Here is a 23,255-nt window from a genome sequence, read left to right on the forward strand (position 1 = left end):
CATGGCGAGTTCATATAGGCGTGCTTAAGTTTTCCTTTTTTCAGGGAGAACACCATGAGCGATTTCAACCCCGGTCGCCGGCGTGTCATGCAAGTCGTTGGTGCTGGTCTGCTGATGCCAAGCCTGGCGCCGGCAGTGATAGCGTCGGTCAAGGACCGTCCGCAATTGACCGATGGCGTGCAGTCCGGCGACCTGCAAGGCGACCGCGCGATGATCTGGAGCCGCAGCGATCGCCCCGCGCATATGGTGGTCGAGTGGGACACCCGCAGCCAGTTTCGCCATCCACGCCGATTGGTCTCGGCGCTCGCCGATGCCCGCAGCGACTTCACCGCCCGCGTTGAACTGACCGGGCTGCCCGCCGATCAGGCGATTTTCTATCGCGTGTATTTCAAGGACGCCCGCACCGGCGTCGCCAGCGAACCGTGGCTCGGTCACCTGCGTAGCGCACCGACGGCGCGGCGCAATATTCGTTTCGTCTGGAGCGGCGATACCGTCGGCCAGGGTTTCGGCATCAACCCGGACATCGGCGGCATGCGCATCTACGAAGCGATGCGTCTGCGTTTGCCGGACTTCTTTATCCACAGCGGCGACACCATCTACGCTGACGGCCCGGTGCCCGCGCAGCTCACCACTGAAGGCGGGCGCATCTGGCGCAACCTCACCACCGAAGCCAAGAGCAAAGTCGCGCAGACCCTCGACGACTATCGCGGCAACTACCGCTACAACCTGATGGACGAAAACATCCGCCGCTTCAACGCCGAGGTGCCGCAGATCTGGCAGTGGGACGACCATGAAGTGGTCAACAACTGGTCACCGGGCAAGCAGCTCGACGAGCGTTATCAGGAGAAAGATATCCACACCCTGGTCGGACGCGCCCGCAAGGCATGGCTGGAATATTCGCCAATGCGTTTACAGGCTGCCGACGGCGGCGGGCGGATTTATCGCAAGTTGAGTTATGGGCCGATGCTCGATGTGTTCGTGCTCGACATGCGCAGTTATCGCGGCGCCAATGACGACAACCTTGGCGCGGCGAAACCGTTTCTGGGGCGTGAGCAACTGGACTGGCTCAAGCGCGGCTTGAAGAAATCCAAAGCCCAGTGGAAGGTCATTGCCGCCGACATGCCGATCGGTCTGGGTGTGCCGGATGGCGAGGTCAGCCCGGGTGTCGCGCGTTGGGAAGCGGTGGCTAACGGTGATCCGGGACCGGCGCAGGGGCGCGAGGTGGAAATCGCCGAGTTGCTCGGTTATCTGCGTGCGCAGCAGGTGCGCAATTTTGTCTTCCTCACGGCCGACGTGCACTACTGCGCGGCGCATCACTATCACCCGGATCGCGCGGCGTTTCAGGATTTCGAGCCGTTCTGGGAGTTTGTTGCGGGGCCGCTGAATGCCGGGAGCTTTGGGCCTAATCCGCTGGATAAAACCTTTGGCCCGGAGGTGGTGTTCGAGAAGGCACCGCCGGCGCAGAACACTTCGCCGTTTGCCGGGTTTCAGTTTTTTGGCGAGGTGAATATTGAAGGGGGGAGTGGGGAGATGAGTGTGGTGTTGCGGGATTTGAATGGGGTGGCGGTTTTTGAGAAGAAGTTGCAGCCCGCTTAAAGATCAAAGGCTACCCTCACCCCAGCCCTCTCCCGGAGGGAGAGGGGGCCGACGGAGGTGTCTGAAGAGGTACGTCGACCTGAAAGACCGAGTCGATTATGAGATCAGGTACAAAACCCTTTCTCGATTCTGGATTCGGTGAAGCACGTTCAGGTCGGCGTATTGCGTGAATCTCCCCCAATCAGTCCCCTCTCCCTTTGGGAGAGGGTTAGGGTGAGGGGCTCTTAATAGACATCACGCCGATAGCGGCCTTGCTCAATCAGGCGTTCGACTTCAGCGGCACCGAGAATGTCGTTAAGCACCTGATCAACCCCCGAAGCCATCCCCTGAAGGCTGCCGCAAATGTAAATCACCGCCCCCTCCGCGAGCCATTTCTTCAACTCCTCAGCCGACTCACGCAAGCGATCCTGCACGTAAACCTTCTCCGCCTGATCCCTCGAAAACGCCAGATCCAGCCGCTCCAGATCGCCATTGATCAACCACTCTTCCAGCTCCGCGCGGCAGAGGAAATCGTGCTCACGATTGCGCTCGCCAAACAGCAACCATTGGCGCTGTTGACCGTCGGCAATCCGCGCCTTGAGCAAGCTGCGCAGTCCTGCGATGCCGGTGCCGTTGCCCAAAAGAATCATCGGCACTGGTTCGTTCGGCAGATGGAAGCCACTGTTGCGTCGAACCCGCAAACTGATGCTGCCGCCCACCGGCGCGTGCTCGGTCAGCCAGCCAGAACCAATGCCAAGCGTGCCGTCGGCATGCTGTTCCTGACGCACGATCAACTCCAGCACACCGTCGGCGGCAATCGAGGCGATCGAGTATTCGCGCATGGCCAGCGGCACCATCGCATCGACCAGCGATTGCGCATGCAAACCGACCAGATGGGCGCGGTGCTCAGGCAATTGACGCGAAGCCAGTGCCACTTCCAGCGGCTCGTCGAGGCCGTTGATTTTCACCGTGGTCTCGCCGCGAATGCCGAGGCCGTCGAGGAAATGCTCGATGGCCCACGGGCAGTTGCGCGGCAGTACTTCGACGAGGTCGCCGGCCAGCCAACTGCTGGTGTTCGGTGCGCTCAAGCCCAACAGATAAACCGGTGAGCCGCTGCTGTCCGGGTTCATCAGTTCGCGGCGGACCAGCGTCCAGTTGTCGTAGCTCGGCGCCTGCCAAGTATCGATGGGGGCTTGCCCGGTGAGCAGGCCGAGTTGGGTTTGCCAGTGACGCAGGGCATACGGATCACCGCTGTCGACTTCCACCGGAGCGAACAATGTCTTGCCGCCGTGCTCAGCCAACCAATGGTGCAGGTGTTTGGCGAAACCGCAGAAGTGCTGATACTGACGATCGCCGAGGCCAAGCACCGAGTAATTCAGGCTGTCGAGCGTTGCCGCCTTGCTCAACACCTTGCGCTCAAATCCGCGTGCGCTGTCCGGTGCTTCGCCGTCGCCGAAGGTGCTCACGACAAACAACGCATTGTTCGATTCACGCAGATCCTGCTCGCTGACATTCGCCAATGGCTGCACCTTCACCGGCAGTCCGGCGGCCTGCAATTGCCCGGCGGTCTGCCACGCCAGTTGCTCGGCAAAACCGCTCTGGCTGGCGAAACCGATCAGCCACGCCGGAGTATCGCCGGCCGGTTGAGCGAGGCCTTTGCGTGCGTCCTTGATCTGCTTTTTCTTGCGGCGGCGGTCGAGGTAGAGCAGCCAGCCGGTGATGAAAAACAGCGGCATGCACACCGCCGCAACGGTGATGATGATCCGCCCGACCAGACCGAAGTAACTGCCGACGTGCAGCGCATAAATACTGGTCAGCAGTTGCGCCTTGAAGCTCTTGTCAGCGTAGCGGTCGACGCGTTTGACCACGCCGGTGGCCGGATCGAGGGTGATCTGGTTCAGGGCGCGATCGTGCGGCGAACTGTCGAGCAGGTAGAACACCGTCGCCGGTTGACCGGCCACAGGTGGCATACGAATGTTGTAGGCAGACAGACCCGGGCCGGCTGCGCTGTAGATGCTGCTCCACATCGCGGCGTAATCGGCGGTCGGCGCCGGACCTTCCGGCGCCGGGCCACGACCGCCGCGCACGCGTTCGTTTTGCGGGGCGTCGGAGAGCAATTTGGTCAGGCCTTTGTTGTACCACTCGTACGACCACGACAATCCGGTCAACGCCAGCAGCAGATAGACCAGCAGGCACCAGGTGCCGGCTACCGAGTGCAGATCCCAGTTGAAGGCGCGGCCCTTTTTCTTCCAGTCCAGCGTCAGCCATACGCGCCAGCTGTTCCACTGACGCGGCCAGCGCAGGTACAGGCCGGAGAGGCAGAAAAACAGCAGGATCAGCGTACAGGCGCCGGTGATGTTGCGCCCGGTATCGCCCATGGCGAGGAAACGGTGCAGTTGCAGCATCAGGCCGAAGAAGTCCTGGCCGACGGCGTTGCCCATGAATTCGCCGGTGTAGGGATCGAAATAGCGCATCTCACCGCGACGCTCGCCTTTGGGCGGCGTGAAGAAGACGCGAGCCGCGTTGCCGCTGTCGGTTTCGACCCAGAGCATCGAAACCTTCTTGCCCGACGTGGCTTCGATGCGCTCGACCAGTTCGACCGGCGGCAAGACACCGGCGACCTGTTTTTCTACTTGCAGGACGGACGGGTTCAGCGCCCGCAGGATTTCGTCCTGAAACGAATAGGCCGCGCCGGTGATGCCCATCAACGCCAGCACCAGGCCTGCGGTGATGCCAAAAAACCAGTGCAACTGGAACAGGGTTTTCTTCAACACGTCACTCGCCGTCCGTTCGGAAATTGTCTTCACGGCGCGCATTATGCCGTGGGTTATCGAGAAGCGTTCTTTCTTACGCACAAAAGCCCCGTTCAATTGAATGAACGGGGCCAAGCCTTGCGGCGTATTCCCTGTAGGAGTGAGCCTGCTCGCGATAGCGGTGTGTCATTCAATCAATTTGCTGACTGACACAACCCCATCGCGAGCAGGCTCACTCCTACAGTTTCCAATATCGGTCAGAAGTGGAAGTTGGTGCTCAACAGTGCCGTACGGCCCGCCGCCTGGTTGGCGAAGTGGGTCGAGAAGGCTTTGTCGTAATAGGTTTCGTTGGTCAGGTTCTGCACGTTGAGTTGCAGGTCGACGTTCTTGGTCAGCTTGTACGCCGCCATTGCGTCGTAGCGAACATACGAGTCAACCATGGTGGTGTTGGCCACGCTGCCGTACACGTCGTCGACGTAGAACGCACCGCCACCGATGGTCAGCTTCGGCGTGACCTGGTAAGTGGTCCACAGGCTGGCACTGTTTTTCGGCGTGTTAGGCAGTTCGTTACCATCGTTGGCCTTGCCCATCGGGCCGCCGTCGATTTGTTCGCTGTCCATGAAGGCGTAACCGGCGAACACTTGCCACTTGTCGGTGATCTTGCCGCTGGCCGACAGCTCGACACCTTGCACACGGGTCTTGCCGGCGTTTTCGTACGAGGTGGTGTCGACTTGCACACGAGCGTTTTCTTTCTCGGTGCGGAAGATGTCAGCGGTCAGCGACAGGCGATCATTGAGCAGATCCCACTTGGTGCCGATTTCATAGTTCTTGGTGGTTTCCGGCTCCATGTCGCTGCTCAGCAGATTACCGCTGCGATCCGGGGTGCCGCCCAACGGGTTGCCTTCCTGACCTTCGCCCAAGGTGTTGCCCGGTGGCGTGGCCGAGGTGGCGTAGGAGGCGTAAATGCTGCCGTTTTCCGCAGGCTTGTAGACGACGCCGAACTGACCGGTGACGAACTCGCTGGTGTCATCACCCTTGGTCGTGGTGGTGCCAGCGGCGTTGTAGGACTTGTAGTCGGTGTCGAAGTGGTCGTAACGCAGACCCATGTTCACCAGCCACTGCTCGTTCAGTTCCAGGGTGTCGAACACATACAGTGCGTAGGTGTTGGCCTGGGTGTCGGTGCCAGCGTAGTTGCGCGAGATTGCGCCGTTCCACGGATCGTTCGGGTTCGGGTTCGACAGCGAGGTGCAGTTGTAGCCACTCGAAGCGCCGACCATCGATGGGGTGCAGTTAGTGCTGGAGTTGCCCGGTGTGCGCGGCGTGGTGTCGGTGTTGACGTTATACGAGGACTTCTGGCTTTCCTCACGGGTGTATTCAACGCCGGTGGAGAAGCTGTTCTTGAAGCCGGCGACGTAGAAGTTACCGAACAGGTCGGTCTGGTTGGTGGTGGTCTCGGTGTTGCTCACCCGCGTATTCGCCCGACGCCATACCGTGCCGTTGTTGACGTTGCCCTTGCTGTCGTCCGGCTGGGTCAGGATGTAATCCTGCATGCTGGTGCCGTGACGCAGGGTGTTCTTGATCGTCAGCGAGTCGCTCAGGTCATGCTCGATGGCGAAGGTCGCGGTGTCGGTGCGGCCCTTGCGGAAGTCGCGATCCAGGCCGTAGAAATTGCTGTGGTCACCACCGGCGTATGGCTTGTCCGGATTGGACTTGGTGCGTGCAGCGGAGCCGCCGGCAGGAATGGTGTACGGCACGCCCGAATCCGGGGTGTCGTTGCTTTCGAGATGGTAATAATCGAGGTTGACGCGGGTGTCGGTGCCCAGGCCAAACGCCAGGGACGGGGCGATACCCCAACGGTCGTAGTCGACCTTGTCGCGACCGGCGACATTGCTCTCGTGGCTCATCAGGTTCAGACGGCCAGCAGCGGTGTCGCTGAACTGGTAGTTGCCGTCGAGGGTGTAACGCTGGGTCTGGTCGGAGCCCCAGGTGAAGCCGCCGTCGAACGAATTGCCCAGGTGCGCTTTCTTGCTCACCAGGTTGATGCTGCCGCCTGCCGCGCCGCGACCGCCAATGGCGGAGTTCGGGCCCTTGCTGACTTCAATGTTTTCCACGGCGAAGATCTCGCGGCTCTGCGAACCGGTGTCGCGCACGCCGTCGAGGTAGGTGTCGCCCTGGGCGTCGAAACCGCGAATGAACGGACGGTCGCCCTGGGGGTTGCCGCCTTCACCGGCGCCGAAGGTGATGCCCGGCACGGTGCGCAGCGCGTCCTGCATGTTCAGGGCGCCGGTGTCTTTCAGAACCTGTTGCGGAATAACGGTGACCGAGCGCGGCGTGTCGACCAGCGGCGCGGTGTACTTGGGCGAGGAGGCTTTTTCGACCTGGTAGGACGTCGAGTCCTGCGCTTCGCCGGTGATGGCGGTGGCGTCCAGGGCGATGGCATTGCCGGAGGCTTTGCTGTCGGTTTTTTCAGCGGCGAACACCATCTGGCCAGCGGAGCCGGCGGTGATTGCCACACCAATTGCAGAGGCGAGCAGACGTGGTGAACTGACCGGTAATTGTGCGTGTTGACGTACCATTTTTATTCCCCTCCCCAAGGATTTGAGGCGGCGGAATATAGGGTAAACAGGTATTCGTATCAATTGCGAAACATTGTTATTCGCACTGAATTTACATTCTTTACAATTTAACCTTACGGTTTTTGCCAGTTCATTCGTCTCCCGGGTTTTACACAGCCAATAAGAATCAATACCATTACCGCCTCTTTGCCATCAGGTGACATCGCCATGCTGCTGCACATCCCCGGACTGTTCGCGAAAGAAGAAGTGCAGCGCATTCGCCAGGCTCTGGAACAGGCTGACTGGGCCGATGGCAAGATCACCGCCGGCTTTCAGTCAGCGAAGGCCAAGCACAATCTGCAATTGCCTGAAGGTCATCCGTTGGCCAAGGAAATCGGCGCGGCGATGCTGGAACGGCTGTGGAAAAATCCGTTGTTCATGTCCGCCGCGTTGCCGCACAAAGTCTTCCCGCCGTTGGTGAACTGTTACACCGCCGGTGGCAGTTTCGATTTCCACATCGACAACGCCGTGCGCCAGCCCAAGGGCAGTATCGAGCGGGTGCGCACCGATTTGTCGGCGACGCTGTTCTTTAGCGAACCGGAGGATTACGACGGCGGCGAGATGGAAATCCAGGATACTTACGGTACGCAGCGGGTGAAGTTGCCGGCTGGTGACATGGTTTTGTATCCCGGCACCAGCCTGCACAAGGTCAACGCGGTCACTCGCGGTGCGCGTTATGCGTCGTTCTTCTGGACGCAAAGTCTGGTGCGCGAAGACAGTCAGCGCGCGTTGCTGTTCGAGATGGACGGCGCGATTCAGCAACTGACTCAAGACCTGCCTGATCATCCTTCGCTGATCCGCCTCACCGGCACCTATCACAACTTGCTGCGGCGCTGGGTCGAGGTATGACTTTTCAAATACGTCGCGAGGAAATCCTCAGCGGCGAACAACTCAGCGCCATGCTCGCCGAAAGTCCTGCCCGTGCCGCGCAAGCGATTTTGCTCGCGGCGGGTCACGGCGAGGTTGAAGCGCAGGCGCTGCTAGGCCAGATCCTGCTGGATGGCCAGGGAATCGCACAGGATCAAGCGCTGGCGCTGCGCTGGTTCGGCATCGCCGCCGGACGCGGGCATCTGATGGCGCGCAACATGCTCGGGCGTTGTCATGAGCATGGTTGGGGTTGTTCGGCAGATGCGGCGATTGCCGCGCAGCACTATCGGATTGCGGCGGAGGCCGGACTGGATTGGGCGATGTACAACCTCGCCAATCTGCTGGCGACCGGGCGGGGAGTGGAGGTGGATCATCTGCAGGCGCTGGCGCTGTATCGCCGCGCGGCTGAACTGGGCCATGCGAAATCGATGAATCTGCTGGGGCGGTATCTGGAAGAAGGGCTGGTGTGCCCGGCGGATCCGACGGCGGCGCGTGAGTGGTATCGGCGCTCGGCCGAGGGTGGGGATTTTCGTGGGCAGTTCAGTTTCGCTGCAGTTTTAGCGGATGAGGGGCGGATTGATGAGGCAGTCGATTGGCTTGAGAAAGCTTTGGCCGGCGGCAATCTGAATTTTCTGCGGGTGGCGAGTCAGACGCTGTCAGGTGCGACAGATCCCAGGATTCAGGGGATGGCTGCTCGGTTCGCGCTTCGATGCACAGACTTGCAGCGCGTCTGAACTCGCAAGCCCTCACCCTAACCCTCTCCCGGAGGGAGAGGGGACTGACCGGGGGATATTGAAGAGTTACGCCGACCTGAAAGTGCTTTGCCGAATCCATAATCGACACGGTCTCTCCGGTCGGTGAATGACGCTTTACACCTCGGTCGGCTCCCTCTCCTTTGGGAGAGGGCTGGGGTGAGGGATCTCGGTCTCAAGTACCCCGCAAAACATCAAGCCGAACGCACAGGCACAAAAAAGCCCATGACACGTCATGGGCTTTTTGCATTACGGCTTCAGCGCTTACACGTAAAACGACTTCAACGGCGGAAAGCCATTGAACTCAACCGCGCTGTAACTGGTGGTGTATGCACCGGTCGACAACCAGTACAGACGATCACCGATCGCCAGGTTCAGCGGCAGACCGTACTTGTAGTTCTCGTACATGATGTCGGCGCTATCGCAAGTCGGTCCGGCGATGACGACTTCTTCCATCTCGCCTTTCTTCTCGGTCCAGATCGGGAACTTGATCGCTTCGTCCATGGTTTCGATCAGGCCGGAGAACTTGCCGACATCGGTATAAACCCAACGTTCAACAGCGGTGCGCGACTTGCGTGCAACCAGCACCACTTCGCTGACCAGAATACCGGCGTTGGCGATCAGCGAACGGCCCGGCTCAAGAATGATTTCCGGCAGATCATCACCGAAGTCTTCCTTCAGGAAGCGGATGATTTCTTCGGCGTAGGTTTCCAGGCTGTTGGTGCGGGTGATGTAGTTGGCCGGGAAGCCACCGCCCATGTTGATCAGCTTGAGGTGGATGCCGTCTTCTTCTTTCAAGCGCTCGAAGATCACTTTGACCTTGGCGATCGCCGCATCCCAAACGCTGATGTCGCGCTGTTGCGAACCGACATGGAACGAGATGCCATAAGGCACCAGGCCGAGGTCACGAGCAAGGATCAGCAGGTCCATGGCCATGTCGGTCTGGCAGCCGAATTTGCGCGACAGAGGCCAGTCAGCCGTGGTCGAGCCTTCGGTGAGGATGCGCACATAGACTTTCGAGCCCGGTGCAGCCTTGGCGATGTTGCGCAGGTCGGCTTCGGAGTCGGTGGAGAACAGACGCACGCCCTTCTCGTAGAAGTAGCGGATGTCCTTGGATTTCTTGATGGTGTTGCCGTAGCTGATACGGTCGGCGCTGACGCCACGATCCATTACCTTGTCCAGTTCGTAGATCGAGGCGATGTCGAAGCTCGAACCTTTTTCTTTGAGCAGGTCGATGATCTCGACGGCCGGGTTGGCCTTGACCGCGTAGTAGACCTTGGCGAATTCGAAACCGGCGCGCAGGTCATCGTAGGCCTGGGCGATCATCGCGGTGTCGATCACCACGAACGGGGTTTCCTGTTTGTCGGCGAACGCCTTCATTTTGTCGAATGTAGCGCGCGCGAAATAGTCTTCGACCTGGATCGACATGCTGGGAACTCCTACTGGCAAACTAAGTTAATCAATGGGTGCAAATGAACGCCCTCCGTATCCCCACTTTGGTTCGCCTACTTCCCAAGGCATGTCGCCGAAAGCAAAAAGGCCATGGGATGTGCAGCTTTCCCTTGGCCTTGCTGTCTCGTCGTCAGTACTTGAGCCGGATGGATCGTTTCCAGCATGGACGTTCGGCGCGAACTTTAGGGCGTGAGGGGCGTGAGATCAACTAAAAATGTCGCGTTTTTGCACGCTTCTGACGTGCGTCGCGTTCATCACTCTTTGTAGCCGACCGAGATGACGGGCAGATGTTCCCCGAGAATTTTCAAGTGTTAAAAATACCTGCACGTTCGCGGATTATGTCGGCGAAGTCGTGGGTAAGTGTGATGGGCGCAACATCGGCGACGTTGGCGGCGAGAGGGGCGTATGGAGGGGGTTTTAGTTGTTTCAGAAGCGCTTGTTGGTGTGTTCTCTGAGTGACGTGTGTTGAGATTCTTTTCCAGCTGGCGAATGAAGAAAAAATCACGCAGATCCTGTGGGAGCGAGCCTGCTCGCGAAGGCATTTTCACAACCAACATCATAGTTGACTGATATTGCGCTTTCGCGAGCAGGCTCGCTCCCACAGGTTTCGTGTTTTATGCGACTACGGCCTCAGCTGGCGAGACGATGCTGGTCTTGCCGCCGCGAGATTTGCCGGAGCTCAGATACTCGGCAATCGACTCCTGCGTGACCTCACCGAGGAACACCCGCTCGGCGTCCATCACCGGCAACCACGAGCGGTTGAATTCATACATGCGCGACAGCAGGATGCGTAGATGCTCGTCGTACGCCGCCGTGGCGTTGAACTCACGCAGGAACTGCGCGCAAGTACCGGTCTGGCGATGCAGATCACGACGACGCACATAGCCCAACGCCTTGTTCTCGGCACAGGTGACCACGACATAGCGACGGTCATGCTCGTCCATCAATTCCAGCGCATCGGCCACTGGCGTTTCCGGGCTCACCGACGGCGCGTTGTCCGCCGCATCTTCGGCCTTCACCAGCAGCAGGCGTTTGAGCGTGCTGTCCTGGCCGACGAAGTTGCTGACAAAGTCGTCCGCCGGGTGCGCGAGCAGCGTGTCCGGATGATCGATCTGCAGCAGTTTGCCGGCGCGGAAAATCGCGATCTTGTCGCCGAGTTTGATCGCTTCGTCGATGTCGTGGCTGACCATGATCACGGTCTTGTTCAGCGCACGCTGCATTTCGAAGAATTCGTTCTGGATCATCTCGCGGTTGATCGGGTCGACCGCACCGAACGGCTCGTCCATCAGCAGCAGCGGCGCATCGGCGGCCAGTGCGCGGATCACGCCGATGCGCTGTTGCTGACCACCGGACAGTTCGCGCGGGTAGCGATGCAGATACTGCTTGGGCTCCAGCTTGATCATGCTCATCAATTCGCGAGCGCGGTCGTGGCATCTCTGTTTGTCCCAGCCGAGCAGTTTCGGCACGACGACGATGTTCTCTTCGATGGTCATGTTCGGGAACAGACCGATCTGCTGGATCACGTAGCCGATGTTGCGACGCAGGGTCACTTCGTCGAGATCGGTGGTGTCTTCGCCATTGATGAGGATCTTGCCCGAGGTCGGTTTGATCAGGCGGTTGATCATTTTCAGCGTGGTGCTTTTGCCGCAACCCGATGGCCCGAGGAACACACAGATTTCGCCTTCATTGACGGTCAGGCTTACCGAGTCCACGGCTTTGACATCTTTGCCGTTGCTTTGGAAAGTTTTGCTGAGGTTTTGAAGTTCGATCATTTGAGCAGTCCTTTTGGAGTCAACGAGCGTTGCAGCCATTGGAGAAACAGGTCAGCGAAAATGGCCAGAAGACTGACCAGCAGTGCGCCGACGATCAGCATCGACATGTCACTGCGGCTGATGGAAGCGAGGATCAATACACCGAGGCCGCCGGCTCCGATGGTCGCGGCGATGGTCATCACGCCGATGTTCATCACCACGGCGGTGCGCACGCCAGCGAGGATCACCGGCACGGCGATCGGCAACTCGACCATGCGCAGGCGCTGGCCGAAGGTCATGCCGATGCCGCGCGCGGCTTCACGGATGCCCGGTTCCACACCAGTGAGGGCGAGGTAGGTGTTGCGCATGATCGGCAGCAGTGAATAAAGGAACACCGCGGTGATCGCCGGCATCGGGCCGAGGCCCTGGCCGAACTTGGAGTAGAACGGCAGCAGCAGACCGAACAGGGCAATCGACGGCACGGTCAGCAGCACGGTGGCGCTGGCTTGCAAGGGACCGGCGAGGGTCGGAAAGCGTGTCATCAGAATGCCCAGCGGCACGCCAACGACAATCGCCAGGGTCACGGCAATACCGACGAGGGTGATGTGCTGCCAGGTCAGGTGCATCACCTGCTGCCAGTCGAGATGGGAAAAGGCGTTCAGGAATTCCATGACTTCTCCTCTCTTAATTCAGCGGATGTTGGCGCAGGAAATCGGCGGCAACTTTCGATGGGCTTTCGTGATCGACGTCGACCCGCGCGTTGAGCTGGCGCATGGTTTCGTCATCGAACAGTTCGGCCAGTGGCTTGAGCTGTTCGGCCAGTTGCGGGTGCGCGTCGAGGTAGGCCTGACGCACAACCGGCGCGGCGGTGTAGTCGGGGAAGTAATGCTTGTCGTCTTCCAGCAGTTTCAGGCCGAAGGCATTGAGGCGACCGTCGGTGGTGTAAACCAGACCGGCGAACACCTGACCGTTGCGCAGCGCCGTATAAACCAGCCCGGCATCCATCTGGCGGATGTTCTTGCGGCTCAGGTTCATGCCGTAGAGATCGACCATGCCGATCAGACCATCGGAGCGGTTGGCGAACTCGGTATCCAGCGCCACCAGATGATTGGTCTTGGCTTCGGCGCGCAGCACTTCGTTCAACTGGCTGATGTTGTTGATCTGCGGATATTCCTCGGCGACCTTTTTAGGGAGGGCGAGGGCGTAGGTGTTGCTGAATTTCGACGGGGTCAGCCAGACCAGGCCTTTTTTCGCGTCGAGTTCTTTCACCCGGGCGTAGGACTGTGCGCTGTCGAGTTTCTCGGTGACATGGTTGTAAGCCACCAGCGACACGCCGGTGTATTCCCAGAGCATGTCCAGCTGCCCGCTTTCGTGGGCGCTGCGGGCGAGGTTGCTGCCCAGACCACCGGTGATCTGCGCGTCGTAGCCTTTGCTGCGCAGGTATTGCGCGGTGATTTCCGCGAGCAGGGTTTGCTCGGTGAACACGCGTGCGCCGAGGCGAATAACCGGTTTGTCGGCGGCTTGGGCAATACCTGCGAACAGCAGGATACAGCCCAGAATCAAGCTCAATCGTTTCATAGGTATTCCTTCACAAAAGCCTTAAGACGGGCGCAAACCGCGTTCCAGCCAGAGACGGCTGGCGAGGGTGACCACGCCATCGAGCAGCAAGGCCAGCAGCGCGGTGCACGCGGCGCCGAGCAGCAGTTGCGGCTGATTGTTCAGGGCGATGCCAGGGAAGATCAGGCTGCCGAGGCTGTTGGCGCCGATCAGGAACGCCAGTGGCGCGGTGCCGACATTGATCGCCAAAGCCACGCGCACACCACCGACGATGATCGGCACAGCGTTGGGCAATTCGACTTTCCACAGCACTTGGCGCGGGGTCATGCCGATGCCGACGGCCGCTTCTTTCAGCGAGCCTTGGACATTTTTCAGGCCTTCGTAGGTGTTGCGCACAATCGGCAACAAGGAGGCGAGGAATAAAGCGAAGATCGCCGGGCCACTGCCGATGCCGAGGACGCCCAAGGCAATCGCGAGCACGGCCAGCGGAGGCACGGTGTTACCGATATTGAAAATTTGCATGAAACGTTCAGCGCGGCCGACCATGGTCGGGCGACTGAGGAAGATGCCGGCGGGGATGCCCACGACAAGGGCGGCCAGCATTGAAGCGAGGACGAGAATCAGATGAGCTTGCAGGTAAAACAACAAATCGTCGCGGTAGTGTTCGATCGTGTTGATGCCGATCCAGTGGACCAGCAGGGCCAGGAGCGCGATCACCACCGCACCTCCCATCAGCCCTTTGCCATAGCGGATAGCCACAGGCGGACTCCTTTTTTTGTAGTCGGCGAACGCCCTCCCGTGTGGCATGCCATACATGGCTGCCGGGAATAAACGTTCGCGAGAAGCAGCTCCCTCAGCACCGGCAAAAAGCGGTCTGAAAGCGAGCCATGAGCGCAGCCTCGTCAGGCTAACTTGCTGATTTTTCAGCCCCTGACGAAATTTCGTAACAGGGGATGGACGTCTCCGTGCTTTAAAAGGTTCCCATCTGCGGCAGCATTTGGCCACCCTTAATGTGCTCAACGGTTCGGTTATTGCATCGAGTTGGGCTATAATCGCGGCCCTTTTTTGAATCACCGCCAGGCGATTTCCCATGACCAACCAGGCCGCCGAAGTCGCGAAACGCCGCACTTTCGCCATTATTTCCCACCCCGATGCCGGTAAAACCACGATCACCGAAAAGCTCCTGTTGATGGGCAAGGCGATTGCAGTGGCCGGTACGGTGAAATCCCGTAAATCCGATCGCCATGCGACATCCGACTGGATGGAGATGGAGAAACAGCGGGGTATTTCCATTACCACGTCGGTCATGCAGTTCCCGTATCGCGAACACATGATCAACCTGCTCGACACCCCGGGCCACGAAGACTTCTCCGAAGATACCTACCGCACCCTGACGGCGGTGGACTCGGCATTGATGGTTCTCGACGGCGGTAAAGGTGTCGAGCCACGGACGATTGCGCTGATGGACGTCTGCCGTCTGCGTGATACGCCGATCGTCAGCTTCATCAACAAACTCGACCGTGACATCCGCGACCCGATCGAACTGCTCGACGAAATCGAAGCCGTGCTGAAGATCAAGGCCGCGCCGATCACCTGGCCGATCGGTTGCTACCGTGACTTCAAGGGCGTGTACCACCTGGCCGACGACTACATCATCGTCTACACCGCCGGTCACGGTCACGAACGCACCGAAACCAAGATCATCGAGAAGCTCGACTCCGACGAGGCGCGCGCGCACCTGGGCGACGAGTACGAGCGTTTCATCGAGCAGCTGGAACTGGTTCAGGGCGCCTGCCACGAATTCAACCAGCAGGAATTCCTCGACGGTCAGCTGACCCCGGTGTTCTTCGGTACCGCACTGGGCAACTTCGGTGTTGACCACGTTCTCGATGCTGTTGTTGATTGGGCGCCGCGTCCGCTGGCCCGTGTGGCCAACGAGCGTACCGTTGAGCCGGTCGAAGAGAAGTTCTCCGGCTTCATCTTCAAGATCCAGGCGAACATGGACCCGAAACACCGCGACCGCATCGCCTTCATGCGTATCTGCTCCGGCAAGTACGAGAAAGGCATGAAGATGCGCCACGTGCGCACCGGCAAGGACGTGCGCATCGGCGACGCCCTGACGTTCTTCTCCTCCGAACGTGAGCAGCTTGAAGAAGCCTTTGCCGGCGACATCATCGGTTTGCACAACCACGGCACCATCCAGATCGGCGACACCTTCAGCGAAGGCGAAACCCTGGGCTTCACCGGCATTCCGCACTTTGCTCCGGAGCTGTTCCGTCGCGTACGTCTGCGTGATCCGCTGAAGTCCAAGCAACTGCGTCAGGGTCTGCAGCAGTTGGCCGAAGAGGGTGCAACGCAGGTGTTCTTCCCGGAGCGCAGCAACGACATCATTCTTGGCGCCGTCGGTGTGCTGCAGTTCGATGTGGTCGCTAGTCGTTTGAAGGAGGAGTACAAGGTTGAGTGCTCTTATGAGCCGATCACTGTGTATTCCGCGCGCTGGATTGAGTGCAGCGACAAGAAGAAGCTTGAGGAATTCTCTAACAAGGCTGTGGAGAACCTTGCCGTTGATGGCGGTGGTCACCTGACCTATCTTGCGCCGACGCGGGTTAATCTGGCGTTGATGGAAGAGCGTTGGCCGGATGTGAAATTCCGTGCGACGCGTGAGCATCACTAAGCTCTGAGCTGGTTTGTTCGAAAGCCCCTGAGGTGTAGGCCTTGGGGGCTTTTTTTTTGCCTGTTGGTTTTGGCGGCTTTGTTCCGCTACCTCAGAGAGCAGGTCTTCATCGGCGTTCCAAAGAGGAGCTTTCGACTTTGAAGTTGGCATGGAAACAAAAACTAAAGCAGCCAAACGGGCATTTAATTTAGTGCCTCCTGCATATTTAAAATGAGATGTCAACTGTCAGGTCTTACAGTGGCGCTGATACGGTGTAGCGCTTATAAGCATCGAGGGTATACCCCTGAAACTATCCGGAGAAGCACCATGAAAGTCACTACGTCTAACAGTAATGAACTACCTCCGCATCTTAAACCAATTGGTCATATGGAATTCAAGATCGATGGAGTTGCATACAATCCAGTAGTAGGCTCGGGCTGGTTTGTAATCAACCCAAATGGTCGAGGCCAGGTGGGCGGGGGAACTCGAAATAAGGATTCTGTTTATTTTGAGTTCGATGATATTGAAAAAAGTCAAGATGTCGAGGGTGCGTTTGGTACAGATCGGAAGTTCCATGCGTTTTTCAATCCTCACGATGATTGGGAGACATGGGAAGCGGTGTCGGGCAATTACAAAGGCTTGATTAATTTGGAAGAGCGTGTGGTTAAAATGGACTTTGAATTTACTGCAAAGTCCCCGACATCCGAACGGCAACGCAAAATAACAGCGTTAATGAAATTCAGGTTTGACGGGCCCGAGGACAAATCATCCGAGCGAAATTTTCGTCATAAGAAATAATCAATGAAAGAAACTCATCGGTTTTGTTCCTGCGGCTTAGTGTGTTCAGCCGCAGGCTTATATGAGGGCATCAGCGTTGGGTATTTACCGTTAACAATACATACGTCTGGACCCGTTCGCAGGTTCTTTAATCCGACGAAACTCCTGGCAGTTTCTTGCGGTTTGCTTGATTAAACTTCTTCCCGCTGTGTTTGGCTGCGCCAAACGGTCGCTGCGCTCCCACCCCCGGATCAATCCCTCCACTCAGCCTTCCGACGTCGCCCTACAGATCAAGAGCTGCAGCCGAGCTAACGCTCATCCTGTTGAGTGGTGAAGAGCACGGCGTGGTCGGCTTTGGATTTGTGGTGGATTTTCCCCTCACCCCAGCCCTCTCCCGAGGGAGAGGGAGCCGATTTGTGGGCATTCAAAATCTCAGTTCAACTCGGTATCCCAAGTCGGCGTATCTCTTCCAGTCCACGCGGTCAGTCCCCTCTCCCTCCGGGAGAGGGCTAGGGTGAGGGTGCTTTTGATCTGTTTCAGAATCTGAGTTCTGACTCGGTATTTCACGTCGGCGTAGCTCGCGCAAACACCTCGGTCAGTCCCCTCTCCCTCCGGGAGAGGGTTAGGGTGAGGGGCTTTTGATCTTCGGCACGGGTTTATCGCAAGCAATGGCTGTAGGACGACTCGGTTTTTCGCGATCTCGATGCACTTGAACGCGACAACCCGCCTGCTGGCCGTTAGTGTTCCAGCTCCACGCAAGTCGCTTTGAGAGGTCAATGGAATGACGAGTCGCCTGACTCACTTGCTACGACTGAACGGCTATTTCAGCGTGATGGCCTGGGTGCTCGCGGCGCTGTTGTTCATCAATCGCCTGAGCAGCATGGTCAAGCTGTTCATGGCGCTGTATCTGCGTCAGGAGCTGGGCCTGGCGATCGAGACGGTTGGCTGGTTGTTGTCGGCGTACGGCGCGGGGTTGCTGGTCGGGTCGATGCTCGGTGGCTGGCTCAGTGATCATGTGCGCACGGCACGGCTGACGGCGGCGTTGTTCTTTGTTTCGGTGTGGGTGCTGATTCTGCTGGGGCTGGTGACGCAGGTGTCGTTGCTGGCGGCATTGCTGTTGCTCAGCGGGGGCATCGACGGGGCTATTCGCACGCTGCATCAGCGGCTGATCATGGAATATTGCGAGGTGGCGCAGCGCTCGCGTGCGCAGGCGTTGAGTCGGGTTGCGCGCAACCTTGGGATGGCCGCCGCCGGTGTGGCGGGCGGGGTGTTGGCGCAGGCTGATTTTCGCTGGGTATTTTTCGGCAGTGCGGCAATGACGTTGCTGGCCTTGCTGTGGTTTGTCCGCACTACGTGGCGTCGACCGGTGCTGATCAATGACGAAAAGTCCACGGACGACGCAGGTTCCGGGGTGCCGCATCGCGACAAACCGTTCCTCTGGTTGCTGGCGGCGACGGCCGTGCTTGGCATCGCGTTCGACACGGTCTACAGCACGCTGGGCAATTATCTGCGTGATTACTACCACCTGAGCACTGAGGCCATCGGTTGGCAGTTCGGCCTCAATGCGTTGTTGGTGATCGCCCTGCAGATTCCGCTGTCGCATTGGGCCGAGCGCTGGGGCATGCGTCGACAAATGCTGCTCGGCAGTGTGTTGCTGGCCTGCGGGCTCGGCATGTTGCCGTTCGGTTCCGGGCTGTTTTACGTCTGCCTGTCGACGCTGATCTGGACCTTGGGCGAGGCCTTTTTCATGCCGCCGCTGAATGTGCTGGCCATGCACTTTGCCCAGGGCGGCAAAAGCGGTCAGTACTTCGGCCTGTTCTTTATGAGCTGGAGCGCGAGTGCGCTGTTGTCACCGGTACTCAGTGGCCAGTTGTACGGTCAATTCGGTGGCCACAGTGTGTGGCTGGCGAGTGCGCTGATGGTGTTGATTTCCATCCCGCTGACTTGGCAGGCCACGCGCCTGCGCCCGGTCGCTTAGCTGATCCGGCGATTGGCGTTATTCGAAAGCAATCTGTCTGTCGAGGGCATTTCTGCGTGCTCGTTAGCGTCCTATCTGGTGAACCCGATGGATCGGAACTAGATTTCACACAGCGCCAGTCAGGCACAAATGTCTCACCTGAAAATGGATGGAGTCGGCTATGAAAAGCAGGTTGCTACGGGTTTTATTGCTGTTGAAAGTGATGGTCATGCTGTCCCTCGGCACCGCGACGGCCTGGGCCGAGTGCGAGGATCACGATTCTCAGGCGTTCAACGGGCAGGTCGGGCATAGCGGTTTGATGCTTGCCAAGTCCGAGTCCGAGCCGGGCGATCAGGGGCAGGGTGGCAGCGCCGATGATGACGACTCGACCACTGATGAACCGGACGACGAAGGCGATAGCCAGACGTAAATCGCAGGCAAAAGAAAACCCCTTCTGCCTCGACTGATGCGCAATCGGGGTGGAAGGGGTTTGGTTAACTCAGGAATAACTCACATCCCCTGTGGGAGCGAGCCTGCTCGCGAAGGCGTCATCTCAGTCAACATTAATGGTGACTGATTCACCGCTTTCGCGAGCAGGCTCGCTCCCACATTGTTTCAGGGCGGTTTTTAGGCCGCGCCATCAAGGAACTGCTCGGCGTAGTGGCAGGCCACCTGTCGGCTGTCGAGCTGACGCAAGGCCGGCTCTTCGCTGCTGCAACGCTCGGTCGCGTACGGGCAGCGCTTGTGGAAAGCGCAGCCCGGCGGCGGGTTCAGCGGGTTAGGCAGTTCGCCGACGATCTTGATTTTCGGCTTGTTCGGGTCCGGGTGAATGGTCGGGGTCGCCGACAGCAGCGCCTGGGTGTAGGGGTGCAACGGACGCTCGTAAATGTCGTTCTTCGGACCCAGTTCCACCGGGCGACCGAGGTACATCACCATCACGTCATCGGCCACGTGTTGCACCACCGCCAAGTTGTGCGAAATGAACACGTAGGCGGTGTTGAACTCCTGCTGCAGATCCATGAACAGGTTGAGCACCTGCGCCTGAATCGACACGTCCAATGCCGAAGTCGGTTCATCCGCCACCAGCACTTTCGGTTGCAGCATCATCGCCCGGGCCAGGGCGATACGCTGACGCTGACCGCCGGAGAACATGTGCGGATAGCGCTGATAGTGCTCAGGGCGCAAGCCGACCTGCTTCATCATCGCCTGGACTTTCTCGCGACGCTCGGCGGCGGAGAGATTGGTGTTGATCAGCAGCGGCTCGCCGAGCTGGTCACCGACTTTCTGCCGTGGGTTCAACGAGGCGTATGGGCTTTGGAAGACCATCTGCACGTCTTTGCGCAGTTGCTTGCGCTGGGCCTTGTCGGCGCCGGCGACTTCCTGGCCGGCGATTTTCAGCGAGCCGGAGGACGGATCTTCAATCAGTGTCAGAGCACGGGCGAGGGTGGATTTGCCGCAGCCCGATTCGCCGACAACAGCGAGAGTCTTGCCGGCTTCCAGTTCGAACGACACACCGTTCAGTGCGCGTACGGTCGCATGGCCCTTGAACAGGCCACGGGAGACTTCGTAGTGACGGGTCAGGTCGCGGGCGGTAAGTACGACGGCCATTACGCCACCTCCTGGTTCAGCGGGAAGAAGCAGCGGGCGAGGCTGTGGCTTTTCGGATCAAGGCCTGGACGCTGCGCGCGGCAGCTGTCCTGCACGTATGGGCAGCGCGGCGACAGCAGGCAACCCTGCGGACGGTCGTAGCGGCCCGGAACGATACCCGGCAGGGTCGACAGGCGTGAGGCGCCGAGGCTGTGCTCGGGAATCGCCTTGAGCAGCGCTTCGCTGTACGGGTGCGCCGGGATGTCGAACAGTTGCGGCACCTGCCCGACTTCAACGGCTTGCCCGGCGTACATCACGCAGACGCGCTGGGCGGTTTCTGCCACGACGGCGAGGTCGTGAGTGATCAGCACCAGGCCCATGTTCTGTTCTTTCTGCAACGCCAGCAGCAGATCCATGATCTGCGCCTGAATCGTCACGTCCAGAGCCGTGGTCGGTTCGTCGGCGATCAGCAGTTTCGGTTCGCCGGCAATTGCCATGGCGATCGCAACGCGTTGGCTCATACCGCCGGACAGTTGATGCGGGTAGGCGTCCATACGGCTGGCGGCGCCCGGAATTTCAACTTTTTCCAGCAGCTCGATCGCACGTTTGCGCGCTTGCTTGCCGGACATTTTCAGGTGCAGACGCAGCACTTCTTCGATCTGGAAACCGACGGTGTAGCTCGGGTTCAGCGCGGTCATCGGATCCTGAAACACCATCGACAGGTCTTTGCCGACGATCTGCCGACGCTGACGGTTGCTCAGTTTGAGCATGTCTTTGCCGTCAAAGCTGAGCGAGTCGGCGGTGACGATGCCGGGGTGCTCGATCAGGCCCATCAGCGCCATCATGGTCACGGATTTACCCGAACCCGACTCGCCAACGATGGCCAGTACTTCGCCTTTGTCGACTTTCAGGTCGAGGCCATCGACCACCGGGGTCGCGGTCTTGTCGCCGAAGCGAACGTTGAGATTCTTGATTTCTAGCAGTGACATGGGAATCTCCTCAGGCGGCGTTCTTGAGTTTCGGGTCCAGCGCATCGCGCAGGCCGTCGCCCATCAAGTTGATTGCCAGCACGCTGAGCAAAATGGTCAAACCAGGCAGACTGACTACCCACCAGGCGCGTTCGATGTAGTCGCGGGCCGAGGCCAGCATGGTGCCCCACTCAGGAGTTGGCGGTTGTACGCCAAGGCCGAGGAAGCCCAGTGCGGCGGCATCGAGAATCGCCGAAGAGAAGCTCAAGGTCGCTTGAACGATCAGCGGCGCCATGCAGTTCGGCAGCACGGTGATGAACATCAGACGTGGCAGACCGGCACCGGCCAGGCGCGCGGCGGTCACGTAGTCGCGGTTCAGTTCGCCCATCACGGCGGCTCGGGTCAGACGCACGTAGGACGGCAAGGACACCACAGCAATGGCGATCACGGTGTTGATCAGGCCAGGGCCGAGGATGGCGACGATCGCCACAGCCAGCAGCAGCGATGGCAGGGCCAGCATGATGTCCATCAGACGCATGATGGTCGGGCCGATCATCTTCGGGAAGAAACCGGCGAACAGACCGAGCAGAATCCCCGGAATCAGCGACATCACCACCGACGACAAACCGATCAGCAGCGACAGGCGCGAGCCCTGGATCAGACGCGACAGCAGGTCACGCCCCAGTTCATCGGTGCCGAGCAGGAACTGCATCTGCCCGCCTTCGAGCCACGCCGGCGGCGTCAGCAGGAAGTCGCGGTATTGCTCGCTAGGGTTATGCGGTGCGACCCACGGCGCGAAAATCGCGCAGAAGATGATCAGCAGCATGAACAGCAGGCCGGCAACCGCGCCTTTGTTTTTGGAGAAGGCTTGCCAGAATTCTTTGTACGGTGACGGGTACAGCAGGCTTTGATCCGCGCTTGGGGCGGACGTGGCTACTGAGGATGTTGGAGTGCTCATGGTATGGACCTCAGCGCTGATGACGGATGCGTGGGTTGGCAAAGCCGTAGAGGATGTCCACCACGAAGTTGACCAGAATCACCAGGCAGGCGATTAACAGGATGCCGTTTTGCACAACCGGGTAGTCCCGGGCGCCGATGGCTTCGATCAGCCATTTACCGATGCCGGGCCAGGAGAATATGGTTTCGGTCAGAACTGCACCGGCCAGCAGGGTGCCGACTTGCAGGCCGACCACGGTCAGTACCGGAATCAGCGCATTGCGCAGACCGTGGACGAACACCACGCGCGACGGCGACAGGCCTTTGGCCTTGGCGGTGCGGATGTAGTCTTCGCGCAGCACTTCGAGCATCGACGAACGGGTCATCCGCGCGATCACTGCCAGCGGAATGGTGCCGAGGACGATGGCCGGCAGAATCAGGTGATGCAGGGCATCGAAGAACGCCCCGACGTCATCGGCCAGCAGCGTGTCGATCAGCATGAAACCGGTGCGTGGCTCGATGTCGTAGAGCAGGTCGATCCGTCCGGAAACCGGGGTCCAGCCCAGGCTCACCGAGAAGAACATGATCAGGATCAGGCCCCACCAGAAGATCGGCATCGAATAGCCCGCGAGGGAGATGCCCATCACCCCGTGGTCGAACAGCGATCCTCGCTTGAGTGCCGCAATCACCCCGGCCAGAAGCCCGAGAATGCCGGCGAACAGCAGGGCGGCCATGGACAGTTCCAGGGTCGCCGGGAAGAGGGAGGTGAACTCGGTCCATACGCTCTCACGCGTACGCAGGGATTCGCCGAGATCGCCTTGAGCCAGTTTGCCGATGTAGTCCAGATACTGGGCATACAACGGTTTGTTCAGACCTAGGCGTTCCATTGCCTGAGCGTGCATTTCGGGGTCGACCCGACGTTCGCCCATCATCACTTCCACGGGGTCGCCCGGAATCATGCGAATCAACGCGAAAGTCAGCAAGGTGATGCCGAAAAACGTGGGGATCAACAACCCCAGTCGGCGGGCAATAAAACTAAACATCGTGTGTGGTAC

General features: G+C 59.3%; 18 protein-coding genes. 7 read left to right on the forward strand and 11 right to left on the reverse strand.

Features of this window, described 5'->3' with window-relative positions:
• Positions 1 to 54: 54 nt before the first annotated feature.
• Complete coding sequence (locus tag CCX46_RS04105; RefSeq protein WP_127925801.1) at positions 55 to 1,596, forward strand: alkaline phosphatase D family protein; 1,542 nt, start codon at positions 55 to 57, stop codon at positions 1,594 to 1,596.
• 224 nt (positions 1,597 to 1,820) lie between these two features.
• Here the strand turns inward: CCX46_RS04105 and CCX46_RS04110 are convergent, their stop codons facing one another.
• Positions 1,821 to 4,349, reverse strand: a complete 2,529-nt coding sequence (locus CCX46_RS04110; protein ID WP_127930352.1) for a PepSY domain-containing protein — start codon at positions 4,347 to 4,349, stop codon at positions 1,821 to 1,823.
• Positions 4,350 to 4,585: 236 nt separating this feature from the next.
• Positions 4,586 to 6,904, reverse strand: a complete 2,319-nt coding sequence (locus tag CCX46_RS04115) for a TonB-dependent receptor (protein ID WP_127925802.1) — start codon at positions 6,902 to 6,904, stop codon at positions 4,586 to 4,588.
• A gap of 207 nt (positions 6,905 to 7,111) precedes the next feature.
• Here CCX46_RS04115 and CCX46_RS04120 point away from each other — a divergent pair, with 207 nt between their 5' ends.
• Both CCX46_RS04120 and CCX46_RS04125 read left to right on the forward strand, forming a co-directional pair.
• Positions 7,112 to 7,792 (forward strand): Fe2+-dependent dioxygenase, encoded by a 681-nt coding sequence (locus CCX46_RS04120; RefSeq protein ID WP_127925803.1) that lies wholly within the window; start codon positions 7,112 to 7,114, stop codon positions 7,790 to 7,792.
• Positions 7,789 to 8,544, forward strand: coding sequence for a tetratricopeptide repeat protein (locus tag CCX46_RS04125; RefSeq protein WP_127925804.1), 756 nt, complete (start codon positions 7,789 to 7,791; stop codon positions 8,542 to 8,544). Before CCX46_RS04120 ends, CCX46_RS04125 begins: the two co-directional genes overlap by 4 nt.
• A gap of 282 nt (positions 8,545 to 8,826) precedes the next feature.
• On the opposite strand, the gene CCX46_RS04130 is transcribed toward CCX46_RS04125, so the two are convergent.
• The 5 genes from CCX46_RS04130 to CCX46_RS04155 all read right to left on the reverse strand — a co-directional run bounded on the left by CCX46_RS04130 (position 8,827) and on the right by CCX46_RS04155 (position 14,054).
• On the reverse strand, positions 8,827 to 9,990 hold the full coding sequence (locus CCX46_RS04130; protein WP_034154440.1) for a type III PLP-dependent enzyme: 1,164 nt from the start codon (positions 9,988 to 9,990) through the stop codon (positions 8,827 to 8,829).
• Positions 9,991 to 10,628: 638 nt separating this feature from the next.
• On the reverse strand, positions 10,629 to 11,786 hold the full coding sequence (locus CCX46_RS04140; protein ID WP_127925806.1) for an osmoprotectant ABC transporter ATP-binding protein OsmV: 1,158 nt from the start codon (positions 11,784 to 11,786) through the stop codon (positions 10,629 to 10,631).
• Complete coding sequence (locus tag CCX46_RS04145) at positions 11,783 to 12,436, reverse strand: ABC transporter permease (protein WP_007915307.1); 654 nt, start codon at positions 12,434 to 12,436, stop codon at positions 11,783 to 11,785. The genes CCX46_RS04140 and CCX46_RS04145 overlap by 4 nt, the downstream gene beginning before the upstream one ends.
• A 13-nt stretch (positions 12,437 to 12,449) precedes the next feature.
• On the reverse strand, positions 12,450 to 13,343 hold the full coding sequence (locus CCX46_RS04150) for a glycine betaine ABC transporter substrate-binding protein (RefSeq protein WP_127925807.1): 894 nt from the start codon (positions 13,341 to 13,343) through the stop codon (positions 12,450 to 12,452).
• A gap of 21 nt (positions 13,344 to 13,364) precedes the next feature.
• Positions 13,365 to 14,054, reverse strand: coding sequence for an ABC transporter permease (locus CCX46_RS04155; RefSeq protein ID WP_169844036.1), 690 nt, complete (start codon positions 14,052 to 14,054; stop codon positions 13,365 to 13,367).
• 358 nt (positions 14,055 to 14,412) lie between these two features.
• Here CCX46_RS04155 and CCX46_RS04160 point away from each other — a divergent pair, with 358 nt between their 5' ends.
• The 4 genes from CCX46_RS04160 to CCX46_RS04175 all read left to right on the forward strand — a co-directional run bounded on the left by CCX46_RS04160 (position 14,413) and on the right by CCX46_RS04175 (position 19,139).
• Positions 14,413 to 15,996, forward strand: coding sequence for a peptide chain release factor 3 (locus tag CCX46_RS04160; protein ID WP_007915312.1), 1,584 nt, complete (start codon positions 14,413 to 14,415; stop codon positions 15,994 to 15,996).
• A gap of 306 nt (positions 15,997 to 16,302) precedes the next feature.
• On the forward strand, positions 16,303 to 16,773 hold the full coding sequence (locus CCX46_RS04165; RefSeq protein ID WP_127925808.1) for a hypothetical protein: 471 nt from the start codon (positions 16,303 to 16,305) through the stop codon (positions 16,771 to 16,773).
• A gap of 760 nt (positions 16,774 to 17,533) precedes the next feature.
• Complete coding sequence (locus tag CCX46_RS04170; RefSeq protein ID WP_127925809.1) at positions 17,534 to 18,730, forward strand: MFS transporter; 1,197 nt, start codon at positions 17,534 to 17,536, stop codon at positions 18,728 to 18,730.
• 160 nt (positions 18,731 to 18,890) lie between these two features.
• Positions 18,891 to 19,139 carry a hypothetical protein gene (locus CCX46_RS04175; RefSeq protein WP_127925810.1) on the forward strand — a complete coding sequence of 83 codons (249 nt, stop codon included), beginning with the start codon at positions 18,891 to 18,893 and terminating at the stop codon, positions 19,137 to 19,139.
• Positions 19,140 to 19,336: 197 nt separating this feature from the next.
• Here CCX46_RS04175 and CCX46_RS04180 read toward each other — a convergent pair whose 3' ends face one another.
• The 4 genes from CCX46_RS04180 to CCX46_RS04195 are packed head-to-tail and all read right to left on the reverse strand — an operon-like array spanning position 19,337 to position 23,243.
• Positions 19,337 to 20,317 carry a peptide ABC transporter ATP-binding protein gene (locus tag CCX46_RS04180; protein ID WP_127925811.1) on the reverse strand — a complete coding sequence of 327 codons (981 nt, stop codon included), beginning with the start codon at positions 20,315 to 20,317 and terminating at the stop codon, positions 19,337 to 19,339.
• Complete coding sequence (locus CCX46_RS04185; RefSeq protein WP_095125386.1) at positions 20,317 to 21,285, reverse strand: ABC transporter ATP-binding protein; 969 nt, start codon at positions 21,283 to 21,285, stop codon at positions 20,317 to 20,319. The genes CCX46_RS04180 and CCX46_RS04185 overlap by 1 nt, the downstream gene beginning before the upstream one ends.
• 10 nt (positions 21,286 to 21,295) lie before the next feature.
• Complete coding sequence (locus CCX46_RS04190; RefSeq protein WP_027610812.1) at positions 21,296 to 22,222, reverse strand: ABC transporter permease subunit; 927 nt, start codon at positions 22,220 to 22,222, stop codon at positions 21,296 to 21,298.
• A 10-nt stretch (positions 22,223 to 22,232) separates the two neighbouring features.
• Positions 22,233 to 23,243 carry an ABC transporter permease subunit gene (locus tag CCX46_RS04195; RefSeq protein WP_007917620.1) on the reverse strand — a complete coding sequence of 337 codons (1,011 nt, stop codon included), beginning with the start codon at positions 23,241 to 23,243 and terminating at the stop codon, positions 22,233 to 22,235.
• Between the last annotated feature and the right edge of the window lie 12 nt (positions 23,244 to 23,255).

This window comes from Pseudomonas sp. RU47 (assembly GCF_004011755.1).
GTDB lineage: Bacteria > Pseudomonadota > Gammaproteobacteria > Pseudomonadales > Pseudomonadaceae > Aquipseudomonas.

What these genes read in the sequence shown, in the direction of transcription:
- CCX46_RS04140 (WP_127925806.1), bottom strand. Translation starts at nt 11,786, where the DNA reads ATGATCGAACTTCAAAACCTCAGCAAAACTTTCCAAAGCAACGGCAAA.
- CCX46_RS04115 (WP_127925802.1), bottom strand. Translation starts at nt 6,904, where the DNA reads ATGGTACGTCAACACGCACAATTACCGGTCAGTTCACCACGTCTGCTC.
- CCX46_RS04165 (WP_127925808.1), top strand. Translation starts at nt 16,303, where the DNA reads ATGAAAGTCACTACGTCTAACAGTAATGAACTACCTCCGCATCTTAAA.
- CCX46_RS04145 (WP_007915307.1), bottom strand. Translation starts at nt 12,436, where the DNA reads ATGGAATTCCTGAACGCCTTTTCCCATCTCGACTGGCAGCAGGTGATG.
- CCX46_RS04125 (WP_127925804.1), top strand. Translation starts at nt 7,789, where the DNA reads ATGACTTTTCAAATACGTCGCGAGGAAATCCTCAGCGGCGAACAACTC.
- CCX46_RS04150 (WP_127925807.1), bottom strand. Translation starts at nt 13,343, where the DNA reads ATGAAACGATTGAGCTTGATTCTGGGCTGTATCCTGCTGTTCGCAGGT.
- CCX46_RS04105 (WP_127925801.1), top strand. Translation starts at nt 55, where the DNA reads ATGAGCGATTTCAACCCCGGTCGCCGGCGTGTCATGCAAGTCGTTGGT.
- CCX46_RS04175 (WP_127925810.1), top strand. Translation starts at nt 18,891, where the DNA reads ATGAAAAGCAGGTTGCTACGGGTTTTATTGCTGTTGAAAGTGATGGTC.
- CCX46_RS04185 (WP_095125386.1), bottom strand. Translation starts at nt 21,285, where the DNA reads ATGTCACTGCTAGAAATCAAGAATCTCAACGTTCGCTTCGGCGACAAG.
- CCX46_RS04195 (WP_007917620.1), bottom strand. Translation starts at nt 23,243, where the DNA reads ATGTTTAGTTTTATTGCCCGCCGACTGGGGTTGTTGATCCCCACGTTT.
- CCX46_RS04190 (WP_027610812.1), bottom strand. Translation starts at nt 22,222, where the DNA reads ATGAGCACTCCAACATCCTCAGTAGCCACGTCCGCCCCAAGCGCGGAT.
- CCX46_RS04120 (WP_127925803.1), top strand. Translation starts at nt 7,112, where the DNA reads ATGCTGCTGCACATCCCCGGACTGTTCGCGAAAGAAGAAGTGCAGCGC.
- CCX46_RS04180 (WP_127925811.1), bottom strand. Translation starts at nt 20,317, where the DNA reads ATGGCCGTCGTACTTACCGCCCGCGACCTGACCCGTCACTACGAAGTC.
- CCX46_RS04160 (WP_007915312.1), top strand. Translation starts at nt 14,413, where the DNA reads ATGACCAACCAGGCCGCCGAAGTCGCGAAACGCCGCACTTTCGCCATT.
- CCX46_RS04130 (WP_034154440.1), bottom strand. Translation starts at nt 9,990, where the DNA reads ATGTCGATCCAGGTCGAAGACTATTTCGCGCGCGCTACATTCGACAAA.
- CCX46_RS04155 (WP_169844036.1), bottom strand. Translation starts at nt 14,054, where the DNA reads ATGGGAGGTGCGGTGGTGATCGCGCTCCTGGCCCTGCTGGTCCACTGG.
- CCX46_RS04170 (WP_127925809.1), top strand. Translation starts at nt 17,534, where the DNA reads ATGACGAGTCGCCTGACTCACTTGCTACGACTGAACGGCTATTTCAGC.